At 64.4% G+C, this 19,496-nt stretch carries 19 protein-coding genes; 13 read left to right on the forward strand and 6 right to left on the reverse strand.

Features of this window, described 5'->3' with window-relative positions; genetic code table 11:
* Window positions 1-86 precede the first annotated feature (86 nt).
* Together greA and AACH06_RS02295 are read left to right on the forward strand one after the other, a co-directional pair.
* Window positions 87-563, forward strand: coding sequence for a transcription elongation factor GreA (greA, locus tag AACH06_RS02290; RefSeq protein ID WP_341423972.1), 477 nt, complete (start codon window positions 87-89; stop codon window positions 561-563).
* Window positions 564-586: 23 nt separating this feature from the next.
* Window positions 587-1,024 (forward strand): DUF4149 domain-containing protein, encoded by a 438-nt coding sequence (locus tag AACH06_RS02295; protein ID WP_341424225.1) that lies wholly within the window; start codon window positions 587-589, stop codon window positions 1,022-1,024.
* On the opposite strand, the gene AACH06_RS02300 is transcribed toward AACH06_RS02295, so the two are convergent.
* Window positions 999-1,475: a YhbY family RNA-binding protein gene (locus AACH06_RS02300; protein WP_341423973.1), complete on the reverse strand. Its 477-nt coding sequence runs from the start codon at window positions 1,473-1,475 to the stop codon at window positions 999-1,001. The genes AACH06_RS02295 and AACH06_RS02300 overlap by 26 nt on opposite strands.
* A gap of 20 nt (window positions 1,476-1,495) precedes the next feature.
* Here AACH06_RS02300 and AACH06_RS02305 point away from each other — a divergent pair, with 20 nt between their 5' ends.
* The 11 genes from AACH06_RS02305 to phoR all read left to right on the forward strand — a co-directional run bounded on the left by AACH06_RS02305 (window position 1,496) and on the right by phoR (window position 13,473).
* Window positions 1,496-2,170 (forward strand): RlmE family RNA methyltransferase, encoded by a 675-nt coding sequence (locus AACH06_RS02305; protein ID WP_341424226.1) that lies wholly within the window; start codon window positions 1,496-1,498, stop codon window positions 2,168-2,170.
* Window positions 2,171-2,360: 190 nt separating this feature from the next.
* Complete coding sequence (gene ftsH, locus AACH06_RS02310) at window positions 2,361-4,247, forward strand: ATP-dependent zinc metalloprotease FtsH (protein ID WP_341423974.1); 1,887 nt, start codon at window positions 2,361-2,363, stop codon at window positions 4,245-4,247.
* A gap of 80 nt (window positions 4,248-4,327) precedes the next feature.
* Window positions 4,328-5,191 (forward strand): dihydropteroate synthase, encoded by an 864-nt coding sequence (gene folP / locus AACH06_RS02315; protein WP_341423975.1) that lies wholly within the window; start codon window positions 4,328-4,330, stop codon window positions 5,189-5,191.
* A gap of 30 nt (window positions 5,192-5,221) precedes the next feature.
* The gene (glmM, locus tag AACH06_RS02320; RefSeq protein ID WP_341423976.1) at window positions 5,222-6,580 is read left to right on the forward strand and encodes a phosphoglucosamine mutase; all 1,359 of its coding nucleotides are present in this window, start codon (window positions 5,222-5,224) and stop codon (window positions 6,578-6,580) included.
* 220 nt (window positions 6,581-6,800) lie between these two features.
* On the forward strand, window positions 6,801-7,838 hold the full coding sequence (gene pstS, locus AACH06_RS02325) for a phosphate ABC transporter substrate-binding protein PstS (protein ID WP_341423977.1): 1,038 nt from the start codon (window positions 6,801-6,803) through the stop codon (window positions 7,836-7,838).
* A gap of 139 nt (window positions 7,839-7,977) precedes the next feature.
* Window positions 7,978-8,955, forward strand: a complete 978-nt coding sequence (gene pstC, locus AACH06_RS02330) for a phosphate ABC transporter permease subunit PstC (protein ID WP_341423978.1) — start codon at window positions 7,978-7,980, stop codon at window positions 8,953-8,955.
* A complete protein-coding gene (pstA, locus tag AACH06_RS02335) occupies window positions 8,952-9,821 on the forward strand; it encodes a phosphate ABC transporter permease PstA (RefSeq protein WP_341423979.1) in 870 nt (289 codons plus the stop codon). Before pstC ends, pstA begins: the two co-directional genes overlap by 4 nt.
* Before the next feature lie 19 nt (window positions 9,822-9,840).
* Complete coding sequence (gene pstB / locus AACH06_RS02340) at window positions 9,841-10,626, forward strand: phosphate ABC transporter ATP-binding protein PstB (RefSeq protein ID WP_341423980.1); 786 nt, start codon at window positions 9,841-9,843, stop codon at window positions 10,624-10,626.
* Window positions 10,627-10,648: 22 nt separating this feature from the next.
* Window positions 10,649-11,365 (forward strand): phosphate signaling complex protein PhoU, encoded by a 717-nt coding sequence (gene phoU / locus AACH06_RS02345; protein ID WP_341423981.1) that lies wholly within the window; start codon window positions 10,649-10,651, stop codon window positions 11,363-11,365.
* 37 nt (window positions 11,366-11,402) lie between these two features.
* Window positions 11,403-12,104, forward strand: a complete 702-nt coding sequence (gene phoB / locus AACH06_RS02350) for a phosphate regulon transcriptional regulator PhoB (RefSeq protein ID WP_341423982.1) — start codon at window positions 11,403-11,405, stop codon at window positions 12,102-12,104.
* A gap of 34 nt (window positions 12,105-12,138) precedes the next feature.
* Window positions 12,139-13,473, forward strand: coding sequence for a phosphate regulon sensor histidine kinase PhoR (gene phoR, locus AACH06_RS02355; protein ID WP_341423983.1), 1,335 nt, complete (start codon window positions 12,139-12,141; stop codon window positions 13,471-13,473).
* On the opposite strand, the gene AACH06_RS02360 is transcribed toward phoR, so the two are convergent.
* The 5 genes from AACH06_RS02360 to trxA form a co-directional block, all read right to left on the reverse strand.
* Entirely contained in the window at window positions 13,409-15,142 is a 1,734-nt protein-coding gene (locus AACH06_RS02360; protein ID WP_423221976.1) for a hypothetical protein, read from the reverse strand. The genes phoR and AACH06_RS02360 overlap by 65 nt on opposite strands.
* Window positions 15,143-15,244: 102 nt before the next feature.
* A complete protein-coding gene (locus AACH06_RS02365; RefSeq protein ID WP_341423985.1) occupies window positions 15,245-15,505 on the reverse strand; it encodes a type B 50S ribosomal protein L31 in 261 nt (86 codons plus the stop codon).
* Between the two features lie 133 nt (window positions 15,506-15,638).
* A complete protein-coding gene (locus tag AACH06_RS02370) occupies window positions 15,639-17,366 on the reverse strand; it encodes a cation:proton antiporter domain-containing protein (protein WP_341423986.1) in 1,728 nt (575 codons plus the stop codon).
* A gap of 121 nt (window positions 17,367-17,487) precedes the next feature.
* The gene (rho, locus tag AACH06_RS02375; RefSeq protein WP_341423987.1) at window positions 17,488-18,753 is read right to left on the reverse strand and encodes a transcription termination factor Rho; all 1,266 of its coding nucleotides are present in this window, start codon (window positions 18,751-18,753) and stop codon (window positions 17,488-17,490) included.
* 260 nt (window positions 18,754-19,013) lie between these two features.
* Window positions 19,014-19,343, reverse strand: coding sequence for a thioredoxin TrxA (trxA, locus tag AACH06_RS02380; RefSeq protein ID WP_341423988.1), 330 nt, complete (start codon window positions 19,341-19,343; stop codon window positions 19,014-19,016).
* Window positions 19,344-19,496 lie beyond the last annotated feature (153 nt).

Here is a 19,496-nt window from a genome sequence, read left to right on the forward strand (position 1 = left end):
TTTTCCTTTTTCCCACGAATCTCATCAAGCTGCGGGTGAACGGCCCCTCGAGGCCGAAACTTCCCGCACTGACCGAAGGTATTCCAGTGAGCACCATCCCTCTGACCACGCGTGGCGCCGAAAAGCTCAAAGAAGAACTGCAGCGCCTGAAGACTGTGGAGCGCCATGCCGTGATCCAGGCCATCGCCGAGGCACGAGCGCAGGGCGACCTCTCTGAGAACGCCGAATACGATGCCGCCAAGGACAAGCAAGGCTTCATCGAGGGCCGCATTCTGGAGATCGAAAGCAAGCTGGCCGCGGCGCAGATCATCGACCCCTCCACCCTCGACGCGGGCGGCCGCGTGGTGTTCGGCGCCACTGTGGAGCTGGAAGAAGAGGAATCCGGCGCCAAGGTCACCTACCAGATCGTTGGCGACGACGAGGCCGATCTGAAGCTGGGGCTGATTTCGATCAGCTCACCGATTGCGCGCGCGATGATCGGCAAGGAAGCGGGCGACGTGGCCGAAGTGCGCGCGCCAGGCGGCGTGAAGACTTACGAGATCGTCGCCGTTCGCTACCAGTGAACGCGGCCGAACGCACCCGCCGCGTGTTGCCCGGTCTGTGGGCCGGTGTGCTGTGGTGTATCGCCCTGGTCGCCACGCCTGCGCCATTCGCTGTGCTGGCAACAGGCGATGCGGGGCGAGTCGTCGGAAGAATCTTCAGCCAGGAGGCCTATCTCAGCCTGGCGATCGCGGTGGTGCTGTTGGCCCTGGAGCGTCGCGCGGCGTCGTTGTCCGGTGAGTCCCGCCTGAACGCACCGATGTTGATGGCGCTGGGAGCCATTTTCTGCACCGTTGCCGGTTACTTTGGGCTTCAGCCGATGATGGCGGCCGCGAAGGCGGGGCAGGGCGCCTGGACCTTCGGCCAGCTTCACGGGGCGAGCTTGGCCTTCTTTGGCATCAAGATCATCCTTGCCACCGCCCTGGCTTGGCGAGCCGCGGGGCTGTCGCCCCGACAGGTCAGTCTTGTTGGGCCTTCTTCTTGACGCTGGTGGTGCGCGACTTGGCGCGCTTGATCTGACCACCGGCTGTGACCCGCTCGTTGCCGAAGACTTTGACCTTCTTCACCGTCGGGCGATGCGTACCGCTCTTGGAGAAGCTGACGATCTTGACGGTACGCGGGCCCGGCTTGCGGTCTTCCCGCTCGACCGCGGCCTTTCGCGGCAGCGGGCGCCACAGCACCAGCAGCTTGCCGATATGCTGGACTGGCGCGGCGTTCAGCTCGTCGGACAATTGCGCCAAAGCGGCCTCGCGTGTGGTCCGGTCGTCCGAGAACATGCGAACCTTGATCAGGCCATGGGCCTTCAGGGCGGCATCGGTCTCTTTCACGATGGCAGGCGTCAGTCCGTCGGCGCCGATCATCACCACCGGGTCAAGGTGATGGGCCTCCCCGCGCTTTTCTTTGCGTTGGGCGGGGGTCAGTTCGATTGCAGGCATCCCCGTATTATGTCCCTGGCATGAAAGTCAAAACCAAAAGCAAGAAGGTCAACAAGGCGTGGTTGCACGACCATCTGACCGATCCTTACGTGAAGATGGCCCAGAAAGAGGGCTATCGCGCTCGGGCTGCCTACAAGCTCAAGGAGATCGACGAGGCGTTCCAGTTGATCCGCCCGGGCCAGGTGGTTGTGGATCTGGGTGCAGCCCCCGGTGCCTGGAGCCAGTACCTGCGGCGTCGCTTTGCGCCGAAGTCGGCCGGTGTCGGCGGGGCCGCGTCCGGTGAACTGGACGGCACCATCATTGCGCTGGACCTGCTCGAGTTCGAGCCGATCGACGGTGTGGCGTTCATCCAGGGCGACTTCCGGGATGACGAAGTGATGCACCAGTTGGAAGCCGCGCTGGGCGGCAAGGCCGTCGACGTGGTGGTTTCGGACATGGCGCCCAACTTGTCCGGCATTGCATCCTCGGATTCGGCCCGCATTTCGCACCTGGTCGAGTTGGCCGTTGATTTTTCGACGCGTCATCTGAAGCCCGAAGGGGCGTTGGTCGCGAAGGTTTTCCATGGCAGCGGCTACAGCCAACTGGTGGAGCTGTTCAAACAGACATTTCGTGTCGTGAAACCCATCAAGCCGAAATCGTCGCGGGACAAGTCGGCGGAGACATTTCTGGTCGGCATCGGTCTGAAAAGACCTTGAATCGAACGCTGGTATGCCATCTAAGGCCTGATAAGCCGCTGGATTGGGCGCCATCGGCCTCTTTAGGGGCCTCCGGGACATGTCAGGATGCCGGGGTATTGAGTCGACTAGAATCAACCCTATATGCCTGGGATGGCAGGTGGGTTAGCCCGCCTGCGCAGACCCAACTGGATCTCGTAAAGGAACCGCGGTGAACAATCAGTGGATTTCGAAGGTCGCCGTCTGGCTGGTGATCGCTTTGGTGCTGTTCACCGTCTTCAAGCAGTTCGACAAGCCGCGGACGAATGAACAGGTGACCTACACCCAGTTCATGGAGGACGCCAAGCAAGGGCGCGTGAAGCGCGTCGAAGTGCAAGGGCGTACGCTGAAGGTCACCCCCAGCGAAGGACAGCCGTTCACCATCTCGTCGCCTGGCGACTTGTGGATGGTTGGCGACCTGATGAAGTACGGCGTCCAAGTCTCGGGCAAGCCTGATGAAGAGCCTTCGCTGCTGCAGACCCTGCTGCTGTCCTGGGGCCCGATGCTGCTGCTGATCGGCGTTTGGATCTACTTCATGCGCCAGATGCAAGGCGGCGGCAAGGGCGGTGCGTTCAGCTTCGGCAAATCGAAGGCGCGCATGCTCGACGAAGCGAACAACTCGACCACCTTTGCTGACGTCGCGGGTTGCGACGAGGCCAAGGAAGAGGTCAAGGAGTTGGTCGACTTCCTGAAAGATCCGCAGAAGTTCCAGAAGCTGGGCGGTCGTATTCCGCGCGGCGTACTGCTGGTGGGCCCCCCGGGGACCGGCAAGACCTTGCTGGCCAAGGCCATCGCAGGTGAAGCCAAGGTGCCGTTCTTCTCCATCTCAGGCTCGGACTTCGTTGAGATGTTCGTCGGTGTCGGTGCGGCCCGCGTGCGCGACATGTTCGAGCAGGCCAAGAAGAGCGCGCCCTGCATCATCTTCGTCGACGAAATCGATGCGGTGGGTCGTCACCGCGGTGCCGGCTTGGGCGGCGGCAACGACGAGCGCGAGCAGACTCTGAACCAGATGCTCGTCGAGATGGACGGTTTCGAGACGAACCTGGGTGTGATCGTGATGGCGGCCACCAACCGCCCGGACATCCTGGATCCCGCGCTGCTGCGTCCGGGGCGATTCGATCGCCAGGTGTATGTGACGCTGCCAGACATCCGCGGACGCGAGCAGATCCTCAACGTCCACATGCGCAAGGTGCCGGTGGGCGGCGACGTCAAGGCGGACATCATCGCGCGTGGCACCCCGGGCTTCTCGGGCGCCGATCTGGCCAACCTGGTCAACGAAGCGGCGCTGTTCGCGGCCCGCCGCAATGGTCGCGTGGTCGAGATGATCGACTTCGAACGCGCGAAGGACAAGATCATCATGGGCACCGAGCGCAAGTCCATGGTGATGGATGAAGAAGAGCGCAAGAACACGGCCTACCACGAGTCTGGCCACGCCCTGATCGGCCGCCTGCTGCCGAAGCTGGATCCGGTGCACAAGGTGACCATCATTCCGCGCGGCGGTGCCCTGGGTGTGACGGTGTCGTTGCCTGAGAAGGACCGCTACAGCGTCGACAAGATTCGCATGCTCAGCACCATTTCGATGCTGTTCGGCGGCCGGATTGCCGAAGAAGTGTTCATGGGCCAGATGACGACGGGTGCCAGCAACGACTTTGAGCGCGCTACGCAGATCGCTCGCGACATGGTCATGCGCTACGGCATGACGGATTCGCTCGGCCCGATGGTCTATGCCGAGAACGAGGGTGAGGTCTTCCTAGGACGCTCGGTGACAAAGACGACCAACGTCTCGGAAGACACGATGCGCAAGGTCGATGCCGAGGTGCGGCGCATCATCGACGAGCAGTATGCGATTGCACGCAAGCTCATCGAAGACAACCAAGACAAGATGCATGCGATGGCCAACTCGCTGCTCGAATGGGAAACCATCGACGCGGATCAGGTCGACGACATCATGAACGGCAAGCCGCCGCGTCCTCCGAAGGACTGGTCTCCCTCGGCCAATCGGTCGGGCGCCGGCCCCACGCCGCCAGTCAATCCTGACAGCGCCCCTGCTGCCGCCTGATTGGCGCAGGCGCCACTTCAACGGGGCCAGTCGGCCCCGTTGTGCTTGGTGCATCAGAGCTACACAGCCACGCCGCGCCCGTGCCCAACTCGACAGCCAACATCTGGCAGACCGCACGTTTCTCGCTCGATCTGGGGCCCAGGCCTCTGGTGATGGGCATCGTCAATGCGACCCCTGATTCGTTTTCGGACGGTGGGCGGCATTCGGCGGCGGCCCAGGCTTGCGCGCACTGCGACCAACTGCTGGCCGAGGGGGTCGACATCCTGGACATCGGCGGCGAGTCCACGCGGCCCGGGTCGCTGACGCCGCCGGTCGACGTCGAACTCGAGCGTGTCCTGCCGGTGATTCGGCACGCGGTGACGCTCGGCGTGCCGGTGTCAGTGGATACCAGCCGTGCCGAAGTCATCGCGGCGGCACTCGAGGCGGGCGCTGACATCGTCAATGACGTCCGGGCCTTGCGCTGGCCGAAGGCTCTGGAAACAGTGGCCGGCCATGCGCGGGCGGGTGTGTGTCTGATGCACATGCAGGGTGAGCCTGCCACGATGCAACAGGCGCCCCTGTACCGCGACGTGGTGGAGGAAGTTCGGGCGTTCCTGCACGAGCGGCTCAATGCGTTGGAAGCGGCGGGTGTCGCCGCGGAGCGTGTGGTGCTCGACCCGGGCTATGGCTTCGGCAAGTCGCAGGAACACAATCTGTCCTTGTTTCGACTGCAGCCTCGGTTGCTGCAGATCGGACGCCCGCTGCTGGTGGGCTGGTCCCGCAAGGGAACACTGGGCCAGTTGACGGGGCGGCCGGTCGATCAACGCCTGCCGGCCAGCGTCGGCGCGGCCCTGGCTGCGGTCGCCCACGGCGCGCGCATCGTGCGCGTCCACGATGTGGCAGCCACCGTGGATGCGTTGAAAGTTTGGAATGCCGCGGGCCTGGGGATGGCTCGTCCGGCGTGAAGTGAATCAAAGCACAACAGGAGTGAACCCATGACCCGCCAGTACTTCGGCACGGACGGCATTCGCGGCACCGTCGGGCAAGAGCCCATCACCGCCGATTTCGCACTGCGCCTGGGACATGCGGTGGGCCGAGTCTTGCAGCAGGGCTTGCAACGTCGTGGCAGCACGCGAGCCCCGGCCGTACTGATCGGCAAGGACACCCGGATCTCGGGCTACATGATGGAGTCGGCGCTGGAGGCTGGATTTGCGTCGGCGGGCGTCGATGTGCTGCTGACCGGGCCGCTGCCGACGCCGGGCGTGGCTTATCTGACTCGCGCCCTGCGCTTGGACCTGGGCGTGGTGATCAGCGCCTCGCACAACGCCTATCCAGACAACGGCATCAAGTTCTTCTCTGCGAAGGGCGAAAAGCTGCCCGATACGTGGGAGATCGCGGTCGAAGCCGCGCTGGCTGAGCCGCCGCAATGGGTGGATTCGGCCCGCCTGGGCCGTGCGCGCCGATTGGCCGACGCTCAGGGGCGCTATGTGGAGTTCTGCAAGGGCACGGTCAGCGGCGAGCTGTCCCTCAAGGGCTTGAAGCTGGTGATCGATGCTGCGAATGGTGCGGCCTACCAGGTGGCGCCTGCGGTCTTCCACGAGCTCGGCGCTGAAGTGGTCAGCATTGGCTGTTCGCCGAACGGAACCAACATCAATGCCGGCTATGGCGCTACCGCTCCCCAGGCGCTGATCGCGGCCGTCAAGGAGCATGGTGCCGACTATGGCATCGCCCTGGATGGCGATGCCGATCGGCTCCAGTTGGTGGATGCTGCCGGGCGCCTCTATAACGGCGATGAGCTGATCTACCTGATGGCGATGGATCGCCGATCGCTGGGCGAGCCTGTCCCGGGTGTCGTCGGTACGCTGATGACGAACATGGCGGTCGAAGTGGCTTTGGCGGCGCAGGGCATTGAACTGGTTCGCGCGAAGGTGGGTGACCGCTACGTCCTGGAAGAACTTGGGCGGCGTGGGTGGATTCTGGGCGGCGAGAGTTCCGGCCACTTGCTCGCTCTGGACAAGCACAGCACCGGCGATGGCATCGTCAGTGCACTTCAGGTGCTCCAGGCCGTCCAGCGCAGCTCACGCACCCTGGCGGACCTGATCAGGGACGTGGTGCTGTTTCCGCAGACCATGATCAACGTGCGTCTGCCCGAGGGGCGTGATCCGGCCGATTGGGCGCGCAATGCGGCGCTGGGGGCTCAGATCGAATCGGCCAAGGCCGAGCTGGGCAAATCAGGCCGCGTTTTGATTCGGCCGTCGGGTACGGAGCCCGTACTTCGTGTCATGGTGGAGGCGCAGGATGCCGGCCAGGCCAAACGTCTGGCTGAGCGGATGGCAGCGGCCGCGCTGGAGTGATTCGCGGAGTTGGCTGACGTTGCCTGAATTTGGCGTTTCTACGGCAATTTTGCCGGTGACAGTTTCGTGACACTCACATGACGGCAGCACAGCTGCCGTCGTCGCGCCCCCGGCCGTCTCCGACGCGTCACGGCCCTGTCACAAAACCTTCCTACAGTCCGCCCGAACCGAGCCGAGGGTGCGAACAGCGCCGGCCGGGCACTGAAGAAAGGTTGATGACATGCTGAGTTCTCTCGTTCGTCCCGTGTGGGTGGGTGTTGCCGCCCTGGTGCTGTCGCAGGGCGCAATGGCGCAGGACGTCACCGGCGCTGGCGCTTCGTTCCCGGCCCCGATCTATGCCAAGTGGGCCGATGCCTACAACAAGGCCAGCGGCGCGCGGATCAACTACCAGTCGGTCGGCTCGGGTGCCGGCATCAAGCAGATCAAGTCCAAGACGGTCGACTTCGGCGCTTCGGACATGCCGCTGAAGGACGAAGAACTGGCGGCCGACGGCCTCTTCCAGTTCCCCACGGTGATCGGCGGCGTGGTCCCTGTCATCAACGTCAAGGGCATCAATCCTGGGCAACTGAAGCTCAGCGGCCAGGTGCTGGGCGACATCTACCTGGGCAAGGTGACCAAGTGGAACGACGCCTCGATCGCCGCTCTGAATGCCGGCGTGGCTTTGCCGGATGCTGACATTGCCGTCGTGCGGCGCGCAGATGGTTCAGGCACCAGCTTCATCTTCACCAACTACCTGAGCAAGGTGAACGCCGAGTGGAAGGCCAAGGTGGGTGAAGGCACGGCGGTCAACTGGCCGACGGGCGCGGGTGGCAAGGGCAATGAAGGGGTGGCGTCGTATGTGCAGCGCCTGCCCAATTCGATCGGTTACGTCGAGTACGCCTATGCCAAGCAAAACAAGATGTCGCACGTTCTGCTGAAGAACAAGGACGGCAACTTCGTGGCCCCCGACGACCTGAACTTCAAGGCCGCCGCGGCCAATGCGGATTGGTCCAAGACCTTCTACCAAGTGTTGACCGAACAGCCGGGCAAGGACTCCTGGCCGCTGACGGGTGCCACGTTCATCCTGATGCACAAGGTGCAGGCCAAGGCTGAACAGGCCGGCACCACGCTGAAGTTCTTCGACTGGGCCTATGCCAGCGGCGACAAGATGGCCAGCGAGCTTGAGTACGTGCCGTTGCCCGATGCCGTCAAGGCGCTCGTCCACAAGCAGTGGGCTGAGGTGAAGGACGCCAGCGGCAAGCCGGTTTCCTATAAGTAAGTCAGGCGACAGGACGACTCGACGGACCCCACGTCGGTGGGCCCGTGGCCGAAGGCTGCGGGCCCTCGGCGCGCGACGTATGAAGGAACGCAAGGTGACCGCTACACTGCCGGCCAGCCCGATTGCCAGCGAGCTTCCCATGGAACGATCCTCTCCGGCGGGGCGACCCGGCGGCCGCGCGGTGCGTGCCCCTTGGGCCGACCGGCTGTTTGCTCTCGCCGCACACGGTGCGGCTTGGCTGACGCTGGCCCTGCTGCTGGGGATCCTGCTGTCTCTGTTCGCCGGCGCGGCGCCGGCCATTCGCGAGTACGGGCTCAGTTTCCTGTGGCGCTCCGAATGGGATCCTGTCCAAGACCGCTACGGCGGCTTGATCATGATCTACGGCACGCTGATGACGTCGTTCATCGCGCTGCTGATTGCGGTTCCGGTCAGTTTCGGCATCGCGCTGTTCCTCACCGAGTTGTCGCCGCAGTGGCTCAAGCGGCCGCTCGGGGTGGCCATCGAACTGCTTGCCGCGGTGCCGTCGATCGTCTATGGCATGTGGGGGCTGCTGGTCTTCGGCCCCCTGCTGGCCACTTATGTGCAGCAGCCGCTGCAACACCTGTTCAAAGGCGTGCCCGTCCTGGGCGCGCTGTTCTCAGGGCCGCCGGTGGGCATCGGTTTGCTGTCGGCGGGCATCATCCTCGCGATCATGGTCATCCCGTTCATTGCCTCGGTGATGCGTGATGTTTTCGAGGTCACGCCACCCATGTTGAAAGAGTCCGCCTATGGCCTGGGCTCGACGACGTGGGAGGTGGTCTGGAACGTTGTGCTGCCCTACACCAAGACAGGGGTGGTGGGCGGCGTCATGCTGGGCCTGGGCCGTGCACTGGGCGAAACGATGGCGGTGACCTTCGTGATCGGCAACATGAACCAGTTGAATTCCATCTCCGTCTTCGAGGCGGCCAACAGCATCACCTCGGCGCTGGCGAACGAGTTTGCCGAAGCCGGCGAAGGCCTGCACCAAGCCTCGCTGATTTACCTCGGCCTGGTGCTGTTCTTCATCACCTTTGTCGTGCTGGCCTTCTCGAAGATCTTGCTGGCCCAATTGAAGAAGAGCGAGGGCAGCAAGTCATGAGTTCTCTTGCCACTTTCGATCCGGCACGCCTGGCGATGCACCGCCGGCGCAAGCGCGTCAACGTGGTGGCGCTTGCCCTGTCGCTCGGTGCGATGGCGTTCGGCGTGTTCTGGCTGATCTGGATCCTTTACGAGACGGTCCACCTCGGCCTGGGCGGGCTCAGTCTGCAGGTCTTCACCGAGATGACACCGCCACCCCAGGCAGAAACCGGTGGCCTGGCGAATGCGATCTTCGGCTCACTGGCGATGGTGTCGTTGGCCACGCTGTTGGGTACTCCGATCGGCATCATGGCGGGCGTTTATCTGGCGGAGTACGGACAACGCACCTGGCTCGGGCGTACCACCCAGTTCATCAACGACATCCTGCTGTCCGCGCCCTCCATCGTGATCGGCCTGTTCATCTACGCGGTGGTGGTGTCCCGCTTCAAGTCCTTCTCGGGCTGGGCCGGCGTGCTGGCCCTCGCGTTGATCGTTATCCCGGTGGTGATCCGCCAAACAGAGAACATGCTCAGTCTCGTCCCGAATGCCATGCGCGAGGCGGCCTATGCGCTGGGCACGCCGAAGTGGAAGGTCATCCTGGCGATCACCCTCAAGAGCGTCCGGGCGGGCGTGTTGACCGGTGTACTGCTGGCGGTGGCTCGCATCTCGGGCGAAACCGCACCGCTGTTGTTCACTGCCTTGTCCAACCAGTTCTGGACTTCGAATCTTGGTGAGCCGATGGCCAGCCTGCCTGTGACCATCTTCAAGTTCGCCATGAGCCCGTATGAGAACTGGCAGAAGCTCGCCTGGGCGGGTGTCTTCCTGATCACGCTGGGCGTGCTCGCGCTGAACATCCTCGCGCGCGTGCTGTTCCGCAACAAAAACTGATCGAAACGCGAGAGTTCCCATGGACGCGAAAGTCGAACTGTCGGTGACCGAGAAGGCCAAGATCTCGGTTCGTGACCTCAACTTCTACTACGGCAGCTTCCACGCGCTGAAGCACATCAACCTCGACATCCCCGAGAAGAAGGTGACTGCCTTCATCGGTCCGTCGGGCTGTGGCAAGTCAACCTTGCTGCGCACCTTCAACCGCATGTTCGAGTTGTATCCCGAGCAGCGTGCCGAGGGCGAAATCCTGGTCGATGGCGAGAACGTGCTGGACCGTCGGCTCGATGTGTCGCTGATCCGCGCCAAGGTCGGCATGGTCTTCCAGAAGCCCACGCCGTTCCCGATGTCGATCTACGACAACATCGCGTTCGGCGTGAAGCTGTTCGAGAACCTGTCGCGTGTCGAGATGGACGAGCGCGTTGAGTGGGCGCTGAAGAAGTCCGCGCTCTGGAATGAGGTGAAGGACAAGCTGGGGCAGAGCGGTTCGGGGCTGTCCGGCGGCCAGCAGCAACGCCTGTGCATTGCGCGCGGCATCGCGATCAAGCCCGAGGTGCTGCTGCTGGATGAGCCTTGTTCGGCGCTGGATCCGATCTCGACCGGCAAGGTCGAAGAACTGATCCACGAGCTGAAGAGCGACTACACCGTGGTCATCGTGACGCACAACATGCAACAGGCTGCGCGGGTTTCCGACTACACCGCGTACATGTACCTGGGCGATCTGGTCGAGTTCGGCCCGACGCGTGACCTGTTCATGAAGCCGCAGAAGAAAGACACTGAAGACTACATCACCGGCCGCTTCGGTTGATCGAACGGGAGAACCACACACCATGTCCGACAAGCATCTCTCCACCCAGTTCGACGCCGAGTTGAGCGGGGTCTCCACGCGCGTGCTCGAAATGGGCGGGCTGGTCGAGGCGCAGGTGGCTCAGGCCATCTACGCGCTGACCAACTTCAGCGCCGAGACGGCGACCCAGGTGTTGCAGATGGAGGAGCGGGTCAATCAGCTCGAAGTCGACATCGATGCAGACCTCTCGGCCATCATCGCGCGGCGTCAGCCGACGGCGCGTGACCTGCGCCTGCTGATCGCCATCAGCAAGACCATCGGCAACCTCGAACGCGTGGGCGACGAGGCCGCGCGCATTGCCCGCACCGTGCAGCGCCTGATCAACACGGGCGTCTTCAGTCGTCTGCGGCTGCCGGTGGGTGATGTGTCGTTCGAGGCCAAGCTCGCCACCGCGTCGCTGAGAAAGGCGCTCGACGCCTTCGCGCGCTTGGACACGGTGCAGGCGCTGGACGTCATCAAGAACGACAACCAGATCGATGCTGAGTTCGACGGCCTGATGCGCAAGCTCATCACCTACATGATGGAAGACCCGCGCACCATTTCGGCCAGCATCGACCTGGTGTTCGTGGCCAAGGCCATCGAGCGTGTGGGCGACCACGCCAAGAACCTGGCTGAACAGATCATCTACATCGTCAAGGGTCAGGACGTGCGCCACAACCCGGTCGAAGCGGTCGAGACGATCGCCTTGAACCGCAACTGACGCGCACCGGCTGCCCGACGAACGGAGAAACACACCCATGCCCACCGTGCTCGTGGTCGAAGACGAAGCGGCCATCGCCGAGCTGGTCGCGATCAACCTGCGCCATGCCGGCTTTGAGGTCACGCTGGCCGAGAACGCCGACCAGGCGATGGTCGCTGTCGACGCTGTCCTGCCCGACCTGGTCTTGCTCGATTGGATGCTGCCCGGGCAATCCGGCGTGGCACTGGCGCGCCGCTGGCGCGCAGACGCCCGGACGCGTGAACTGCCCATCATCATGCTCACGGCCCGTGCCGATGAGACGGACAAGGTGGCAGGCCTGGACGCCGGGGCCGACGACTACCTGACCAAACCTTTCTCGACCCAGGAGCTGCTGGCCCGCATCCGGGCCGTGCTGCGCCGCCGCGTGCCGGAGGCTCTGGACACCGTCGTCGAGATCGGTGGCTTGAAGCTGGACCCGTCGACCCGACGTGTCAGCCGCGAGGGAGTGGATCTGAAGTTGGGGCCCACCGAGTTCAGGCTGCTGCATTTCTTCATGACCCACCCCGAGCGCGTGCACAGCCGCGCGCAACTGCTCGACCGCGTGTGGGGCGATCATGTGTTCATCGAGGAGCGGACGGTGGATGTGCACGTGAAGCGGCTGCGCGAGGCCTTGTTGCCGGCCCGATGTGCCTCGATGATCGAGACGGTGCGGGGCGCTGGCTACCGGCTGAGCCAGCAAGCTGTCGCTTCGGCCGCGTGAACGCGGGCCGCAGGCGGCACGGCGGGAGCCGCTGATGTCGTGGATCTGGTTGCGCGCCTTGCTGGTGTTCGTGCTGGCCGTCACAGGCGGTTTGCTGGGCCACGCGCTGCATTGGGGCGAGTCCTGGGCGCTGGCCTGCGCTTTGGCGGGGGTTTGCGGCGGATTGCTGATCTTCATAGCCCGTGACGTCTGGCGTGGCCACCAGCTGTTGGGCTGGTTGGCCGGCGCGATCGGGGGCGAGCCACCGCGCATGGGCGGCTTCTGGGGCGAGATGGCCATTCGCGTCGAGCGTGCGCTTCGCTCGCGCGAGCGAAGCGCCGCGGTCGAGCGCGACCGGCTCGCACAGTTCTTGTCCGCCGTCGAGGCGTCGCCCAATGGCGTGCTGCTGCTCGACGCCAGCGAGCAGATCGAATGGTGCAATGCGTTGGCGGCCGATCACCTGGGGCTGGACAGGCAGCGCGACCTGCGCCAGCGGGTGACCAACCTCGTGCGCGCGCCCGCCTTCGTGACGATGCTGCAGTCCAAGGCCTTCGACCATCCGGTGCAGATTCCCCAGCCCGGCGGCAGCGGGTTGCTCTCGGTGATCGTGCGGCCGTATGGCGATGGTCAGCGCCTGGTCCTGACGCAGGACATCACCGAGCGCGAGCGTGCCGATGCGATGCGACGCGACTTCGTGGCCAACGTGTCGCATGAGATTCGCACGCCCCTGACGGTGGTGGCCGGCTTCGTCGAGACGTTGACAAACCTGCCGCTGTCCGAGGTCGAACGCAAGCGTGTGCTGGCGTTGATGGGGCAACAGACGCAGCGGATGCAATCCCTGGTCGGTGACCTGCTGACCCTGGCCCGGCTGGAGGGCAGCCCTCGTCCTCCCTCGGACGCGTGGTTGCCGATGTCGCGCCTGGGCGCCGCGGTCGAGAACGATGCGCGCGGGCTGTCGGCCGGCCGCCATCAGTTCAGCTTCGATTGGGGCCCTGACATCGAGCTGGCCGGCAACGAATCCGAGCTGATCAGCGCCGTGACGAACCTGGTCAGCAACGCGGTGCGCTATACGCCGGAGGCCGGCAGGATCGATGTGCGCTGGCAAGAGCGTCCCGAAGGCGCCGGCGAGATCGTCGTGAAGGACACCGGGCCGGGCATTGCTGCGGAACACCTGCCGCGATTGACAGAGCGCTTCTACCGGGTCGATGGCAGCCGGTCACGCGACACCGGCGGAACGGGCCTGGGGTTGGCCATCGTCAAACATGTCGTTCAGCGGCACGGGGGCGAGCTGCTCATCGAGAGCACGCCGGGCCAGGGATCGACGTTCACCTTGGTGCTGCCGGCGATGCGGGTTCGGCAGCAGGTGTCGAAGTTGGCTCTGCACTCGTAAGTGGGCCGCGCTGCGGCAAGTAGATGCCCATCTGCTCGCTGCGCTCGCCAGGCCGACGCAGCTTCATTGCCAATCGCCATCCCGCCGGGGCTTCAGGGGCAACGGCATTGCCGCGCCAGCTGAGCAGCAGATGGTCGCAGTGAGCGACTTCCGTTTGAGGGCTGACCGTGGTCAGCACCTTGTGCCGTCCGAACACTTCGAGGGCGGCCACGTTGGCGCGTGACATGCCTGGCGCTCGCACGCAGGCCCCGAGAGGCACCTGTTGATTGACGAGTTCCATCAGGGGGCGCGGGCTGCGGCCGAAATCCAGCGGGGGCAGAAGCAGTGTCATGGTCAGCAACCAGGCCAGTGCCACGCCGCTGGCGGGCAGCACGAGGCTCTTCCACAGCGGATGCCGATGCCGGGAGGTGCGCCACCGAACCAGCCACAACCAGGCGAAGGTGCCTGCGGCAGCCGCGACCAGCTCGATCACGGAGAAGCGAGGCACGAACCCCGGTGCCAGCCGTTGGATGTTGGCCATGGGCTTGGGCGGGATACCGGTCTGCATCGACAGGTAGATCACCCACACCGCCAGTGCAGCCAGGCTGAAGAAGAAGACGGAGAACCAGTCAATCGCCGATCCGGCACTGCGTTTGAGCGTGGGCAGCGCGAAGGCGGCCAACACCGCCATGCCGGGCATCGCGAGCATCAGCGCCCGATCAGAGCCCCCCATCGCGATGCATGACAGCACGCCCACCACGACCGTCGCTAGCGGCACGGCAATGTGGCGGCGCATCCAGTGTTGGCGCCAGCGCCACAGTGTCCACAGGGCCAACGGCCAAACCGGCCACGCAAACCACAGCAGCAGGCGCGTTGTGCCTGCTGCGCTGGGCGTCGCCATCCTGAGCTGCCACGCTCCGAGCAAGGTGGCCACGCCGGCGGCCACGGCGATCGAGGCCAACAGCCACGGCCACAGGGCGCGGACACTGGCGTAGCTGGAGCGGAGCACGATCAACAGGGCTGTCGCGCCCAGGGCCATGGCCATGCTGGGCGCGCCACTGCTGGCCAACGCGGGCAAGGCGAGCAACACGGCCAGCCGCACCGCGGTGGATCGGTAGGGCGCCGCCGACAGCGCCCACAGCCACAGTGCCACCTCGCTGAGTTGCATCAGTTCGGGCGTGGTTTCGTGGCCCAGTTGGAGCAGGCCCAGCGTGGCAATCGTCGCGAGCAGCCCGCCGTCAGCCAGTGCGCGGGCATAGTCCACCGGGTCGGCCTCGCCGCCAAATGCAAAGGGTACCGGCTGGGCGGCGTCGGTGCGCGCGAGGTTGAATGTGGCGTACCAGACGAGCGCCAGGGTCAGCGCGAGCAGGGCGGCGAAGGGCAGGCGGGCCGCCAGGGCCGGATCGATCCAGGAACCCAGCAGCTTGATGAACATCGCGCCCAACGCGTGGGGCAGCAGGGCGGTCTCTGCCGGCAGGTCGCCCAGCGTGGGCGAGATCCACGGCGTGCGGCCCTCGGCCATGCCCAGCATCGTGGCAAAGGCGGTCAGGTCGGCATTGCGCCACGGATCGCGGCCGAACAACCCGGGGAGCAGGTAGGCGGCGCAAAAGAGCACCAGCGCCACGCGGGGCAGTCGCTGGGCGGCCCGCTGGGTGACGAGGGCGGGAGTGGGTTGGTTCACGGGCGGCATCATGCCAAGGCAGAGCGGCGCGACCGGGCGCGCCAATGAAAAAGGCAGCCGAGTAGGCTGCCTTTCAGATCTTGCAAGCGATGCGGGCTCGACGGCCCAGGATCACTTCTTGATGCCGACGCGGGCGAACTTGTTGCGGAACTTCTCGACGCGGCCGCCCAGCGTATCGACGCTCTTTTGCTGGCCCGTGTAGAAGGGATGCGACTCGCTCGTGGTTTCCAGCTTGAACAGCGGCAGTTCGCGGCCGTCGTCCATCTTCACGGTTTCCTTGGTCGGGGCGCACGAACGCGTCACGAACTTGAAGCCATTGGACAGATCCACGAAGCACACATCGCGGTAGTTGGGGTGGATGCCTTCTTTCATGTCGCAAACCTTTCGCGGAGATCGTTGGCAGCCACGCCGCACCATGCGAGCGCACTTACCGGGCCTCATTCGCCGGTCGCTGTCTTCGCCGCGGTGGGTAAAGAAGTGGCCGGGAACGTGGAAAAACGTTGGATTATAGCCCAGCCGCTGAGCTGGCCGGTCGGTGGGCGACCGCCACCAACACGTGCCTCGTCATCGATCTTGCCAACTCGTGCTCGCCCACCAGCACCGTGCCGTGACCTTCCTGCCGCAGCAGTTCGGCTTCCTCGGCGTTGTGGCTGCGCACGACGATCTGGATTCCGGGGTTCAGCGTCCTGGCCGTTTCCACCATCTTGCGCACGTGAACCGTTTCCGGGGTGGCGATGGCCAGCGCACGGGCATCCTTGATGTGGGCCTGGACCAGCACCTCGGGCTCGGTGGCATTTCCCCAGACCGCGGCCTGACCTTGCGTTCGCAGCCGCTCGACCGCATCGCGGTTTTGCTCGACCACGACGAAGGGTACCGCCTCTTCCGAGAGCGATTCAGCGATGCGCTGGCCCACCCGCCCCCAGCCGACGAGAACGACTTGATTGGCCAGGTACTTCGCCTCGGTATTCATGGGCAGCGCCGCCAGCGGATCTTCGGCAGGATCCAGCCGACGGGCCATGCGCGGGTGGCGTTGAATCCAGCGCTCGATCGGCTCGATCAGGCTGAAAGTCACCGGATTCAGTGCGATCGAGATCAGCGCACCGGCAACCACCAGGCTCTGCCCTTCGGGCGGCAACAGCCCGAGGGAGAGGCCCAGGCCGGCGAGGATGAATGAAAACTCGCCGATCTGTGCCAGGCTGGCAGAAGCGGTGAGGGCCGTCTTCACCGGGTAGCGCAGCACCAGCACCAACACGGCGGCGGCCAGAGACTTGCCAACGATGATGATCGCCACCGTTGCGAGCACCTGCATCGGCCGCTCGATCAGCACGGCAGGGTCGAACAGCATGCCGACGGACACAAAGAACAGCACCGCGAAGGCATGCTGCAACGGCAAGGTCTGTTCAGCGGCCCGCTGACTGAATTCGGATTCGCGCAGCACCATGCCGGCGAAGAAGGCGCCCAAGGCGAACGACACCCCGAACAGCGCTGACGAGCCATAGGCGATGCTGACGGCCGCCGCCACGACACACAACGTGAACAACTCGCGCGAGCCGGTTTTGGTCACCTGCCAGAGCACCCAGGGAAAGAGGCGCCGGCCGACGATCAGCATGAACGCGACAAAGCCGCCCACCTGGATGAGCGTCTTCGCCAGTGTCCAGGCCAATCCCTCACCGGACTCGGACCCATGGGCCCCGACCGACTCGCTGCCCAGCAAGGGGGCGAGTGCGGGCAGCAGCACCAACACCAGCACCATCGCCAGGTCTTCGACCACCAGCCAGCCCACGGCGATGCGGCCATTCGCCGAATCGACGATGCCGCGGCTTTCCAAGGCCTTGAGCAGCACCACCGTGCTCGCCACCGACAGAGACAGCCCGAAGATGATCGCGCCCCCGAACGACCAGCCCCAGAGTGTGGAGATACCCGCCCCCAAGGCGGTGGCAACCGCCATCTGCGCGATGGCTCCAGGCAACGCGACACGGCGGACCGCCAGCAAGTCGGCCACCGAGAAGTGCAAGCCGACGCCGAACATCAGCAGCATGACGCCGATCTCGGCCAACTGAGCCGCGATGACACCGTCCGCGACAAACCCCGGCGTGGCGGGCCCGATGGCCACGCCCGCGAGCAGGTAGCCCACGAGTGCGGGCAGACGCAGGCGTACCGCCACGAATCCCAGCACCAACGCCAGCGCAAAGCCGGCGGCCAGGGTGGTGATCAGGCTGGCGGCATGCGGCATCCAAGGCTCCTCTGATGGGGGATGGGTCCTGCGATGGAGCCCAGAAATGACAACAGCCCGCGTCGCGGCGGGCTGTTGGCGCACGTTGGGGTGGCGTGCGGGTGCAGGGCTCGACGCGGCTTTACCCGCCCCGGCGCATCATGTCGAAGAAATCGAGATTCGTCTTGCTCGCCTTCATCTTGTCGAGCATGAACTCCATCGCCTCGATTTCGTCCATCGGGTAGATCAGTTTGCGCAGGATCCAGGTCTTCTGCAGGATTTCCGGCTTGAGCAGAAGTTCCTCGCGGCGCGTACCCGACTTGTTGATCAGGATGGACGGGTAGACCCGCTTCTCGGCCATCCGGCGATCCAGGTGGATTTCGCAGTTGCCGGTGCCCTTGAATTCTTCGTAGATGACTTCGTCCATCCGCGAGCCGGTATCGATCAGCGCCGTACCGATGATGGTCAACGAGCCACCTTCCTCGACATTGCGGGCCGCGCCAAAGAAGCGCTTCGGGCGTTGCAGCGCGTTGGCATCGACACCGCCCGTCAGCACCTTGCCGGAGCTGGGCAGCACGTTGTTGTAGGCGCGGGCCAGACGAGTGATCGAGTCCAGCAGGATCACCACGTCCTTGCGCAGTTCGACCAGGCGCTTGGCACGCTCGATCACCATCTCGGCCACCTGCACGTGGCGGGCTGCCGGTTCATCGAAGGTCGAGCTGATGACCTCGCCGCGCACGGTGCGCAGCATCTCGGTCACTTCTTCCGGACGCTCATCCACCAGCAGCACGATGAGGTGCACGTCAGGGTGGTTGGCCACGATGGCGTGGGCCAAGTGCTGCATCATGACCGTCTTGCCGGTCTTGGGCTGTGCCACGAGCAGGGCGCGCTGGCCTTTGCCGATGGGGGCGATCAGGTCGATGATCCGACCGGTGATGTTTTCTTCGCCCTTGAAGTTGTCACGCTCCAGCTTGAACGGCTCTTTCGGGAAGAGCGGCGTCAAGTTCTCGAACATGATCTTGTGCTTGTTCTCCTCGGGCGTCAGACCGTTCACGCGATCGACCTTGACCAGCGCGAAATAGCGCTCGCCATCCTTCGGCACGCGCACTTCGCCTTCGATCAAGTCGCCGGTGTGCAGGTTGAAGCGGCGAATCTGGCTCGGCGAGAGGTAAATGTCGTCGGTCGATGCCATGTAGCTGGTATCGATCGAGCGCAAAAAGCCGAAACCGTCGGGCAGGACCTCGAGCACCCCGTCACCGAAGACCTGCTCGCCCGCTTTGGCGCGCTTCTTCATGATCGCGAACATCAACTCCTGCTTGCGCAGACGAGAGACGTTGTCGATCTCCAATTCCTCGCCCATCTTGATGAGGGCGGAAACATGAAGCGCCTTGAGTTCTGACAGATGCATCGACAAACACCCTTGGGGGAAATCGGCCGCGCGCTTTAGCAGGTGCGCCGTGCCGGATCAGTGTGGCCCTGGCCGGACATCACCGGCGCCATGGGCGCAGACCGTGAATCGAGAGAGGGGTCGGGAGCTTGGGGCCTGAATCCGGCGCGCCTGGCAATCAAAGACGATTGTGGGCGCCGTGGCCTTGAAGCCTGTTCACAGCACGGGAGTGGGCCGTAGCCGCTAGGTTGGCGGCGCCGCTCCCGGTGCGTCAGGCGCGATTATAGATGGCCGTCGAGGAAGGCCGTCAATTGGGCCTTCGAAAGTGCGCCGACTTTGGTCGCTGCCAGTTGGCCGCCCTTGAAGAGCATCAGCGTGGGGATACCGCGAATACCGAACTTGGCCGGTACATCGCGATTGTCATCAACGTTCATCTTGGCGATCTGGAGACGGTCGCCATACTCTTTGGCGGTTTCATCCAGGATCGGCGCGATCATCTTGCACGGGCCGCACCATTCGGCCCAATAGTCCACCAGTACCGGTTTGTCAGACTTCAGGACATCTGCCTCGAATGAGGCATCGGAGATGTGCTTGATCAATTCGCTGCTCATGAAAGATCCTTGCGGGATGGGCCTGCGCGGCCGGGTGGGGCGCGGGCGATCGGTGCTCGGCCCGGGGTTGGATCAGGTGTTGCCAACCTGATGATTTTCAAGCCCTGCGAAGCGCGTTGTCGGCGCCATGCGCCTGCCAGGGGCCGGGCACAA

It is taken from the genome of Ideonella lacteola (assembly GCF_038066555.1).
GTDB lineage: Bacteria > Pseudomonadota > Gammaproteobacteria > Burkholderiales > Burkholderiaceae_C > Ideonella > Ideonella lacteola.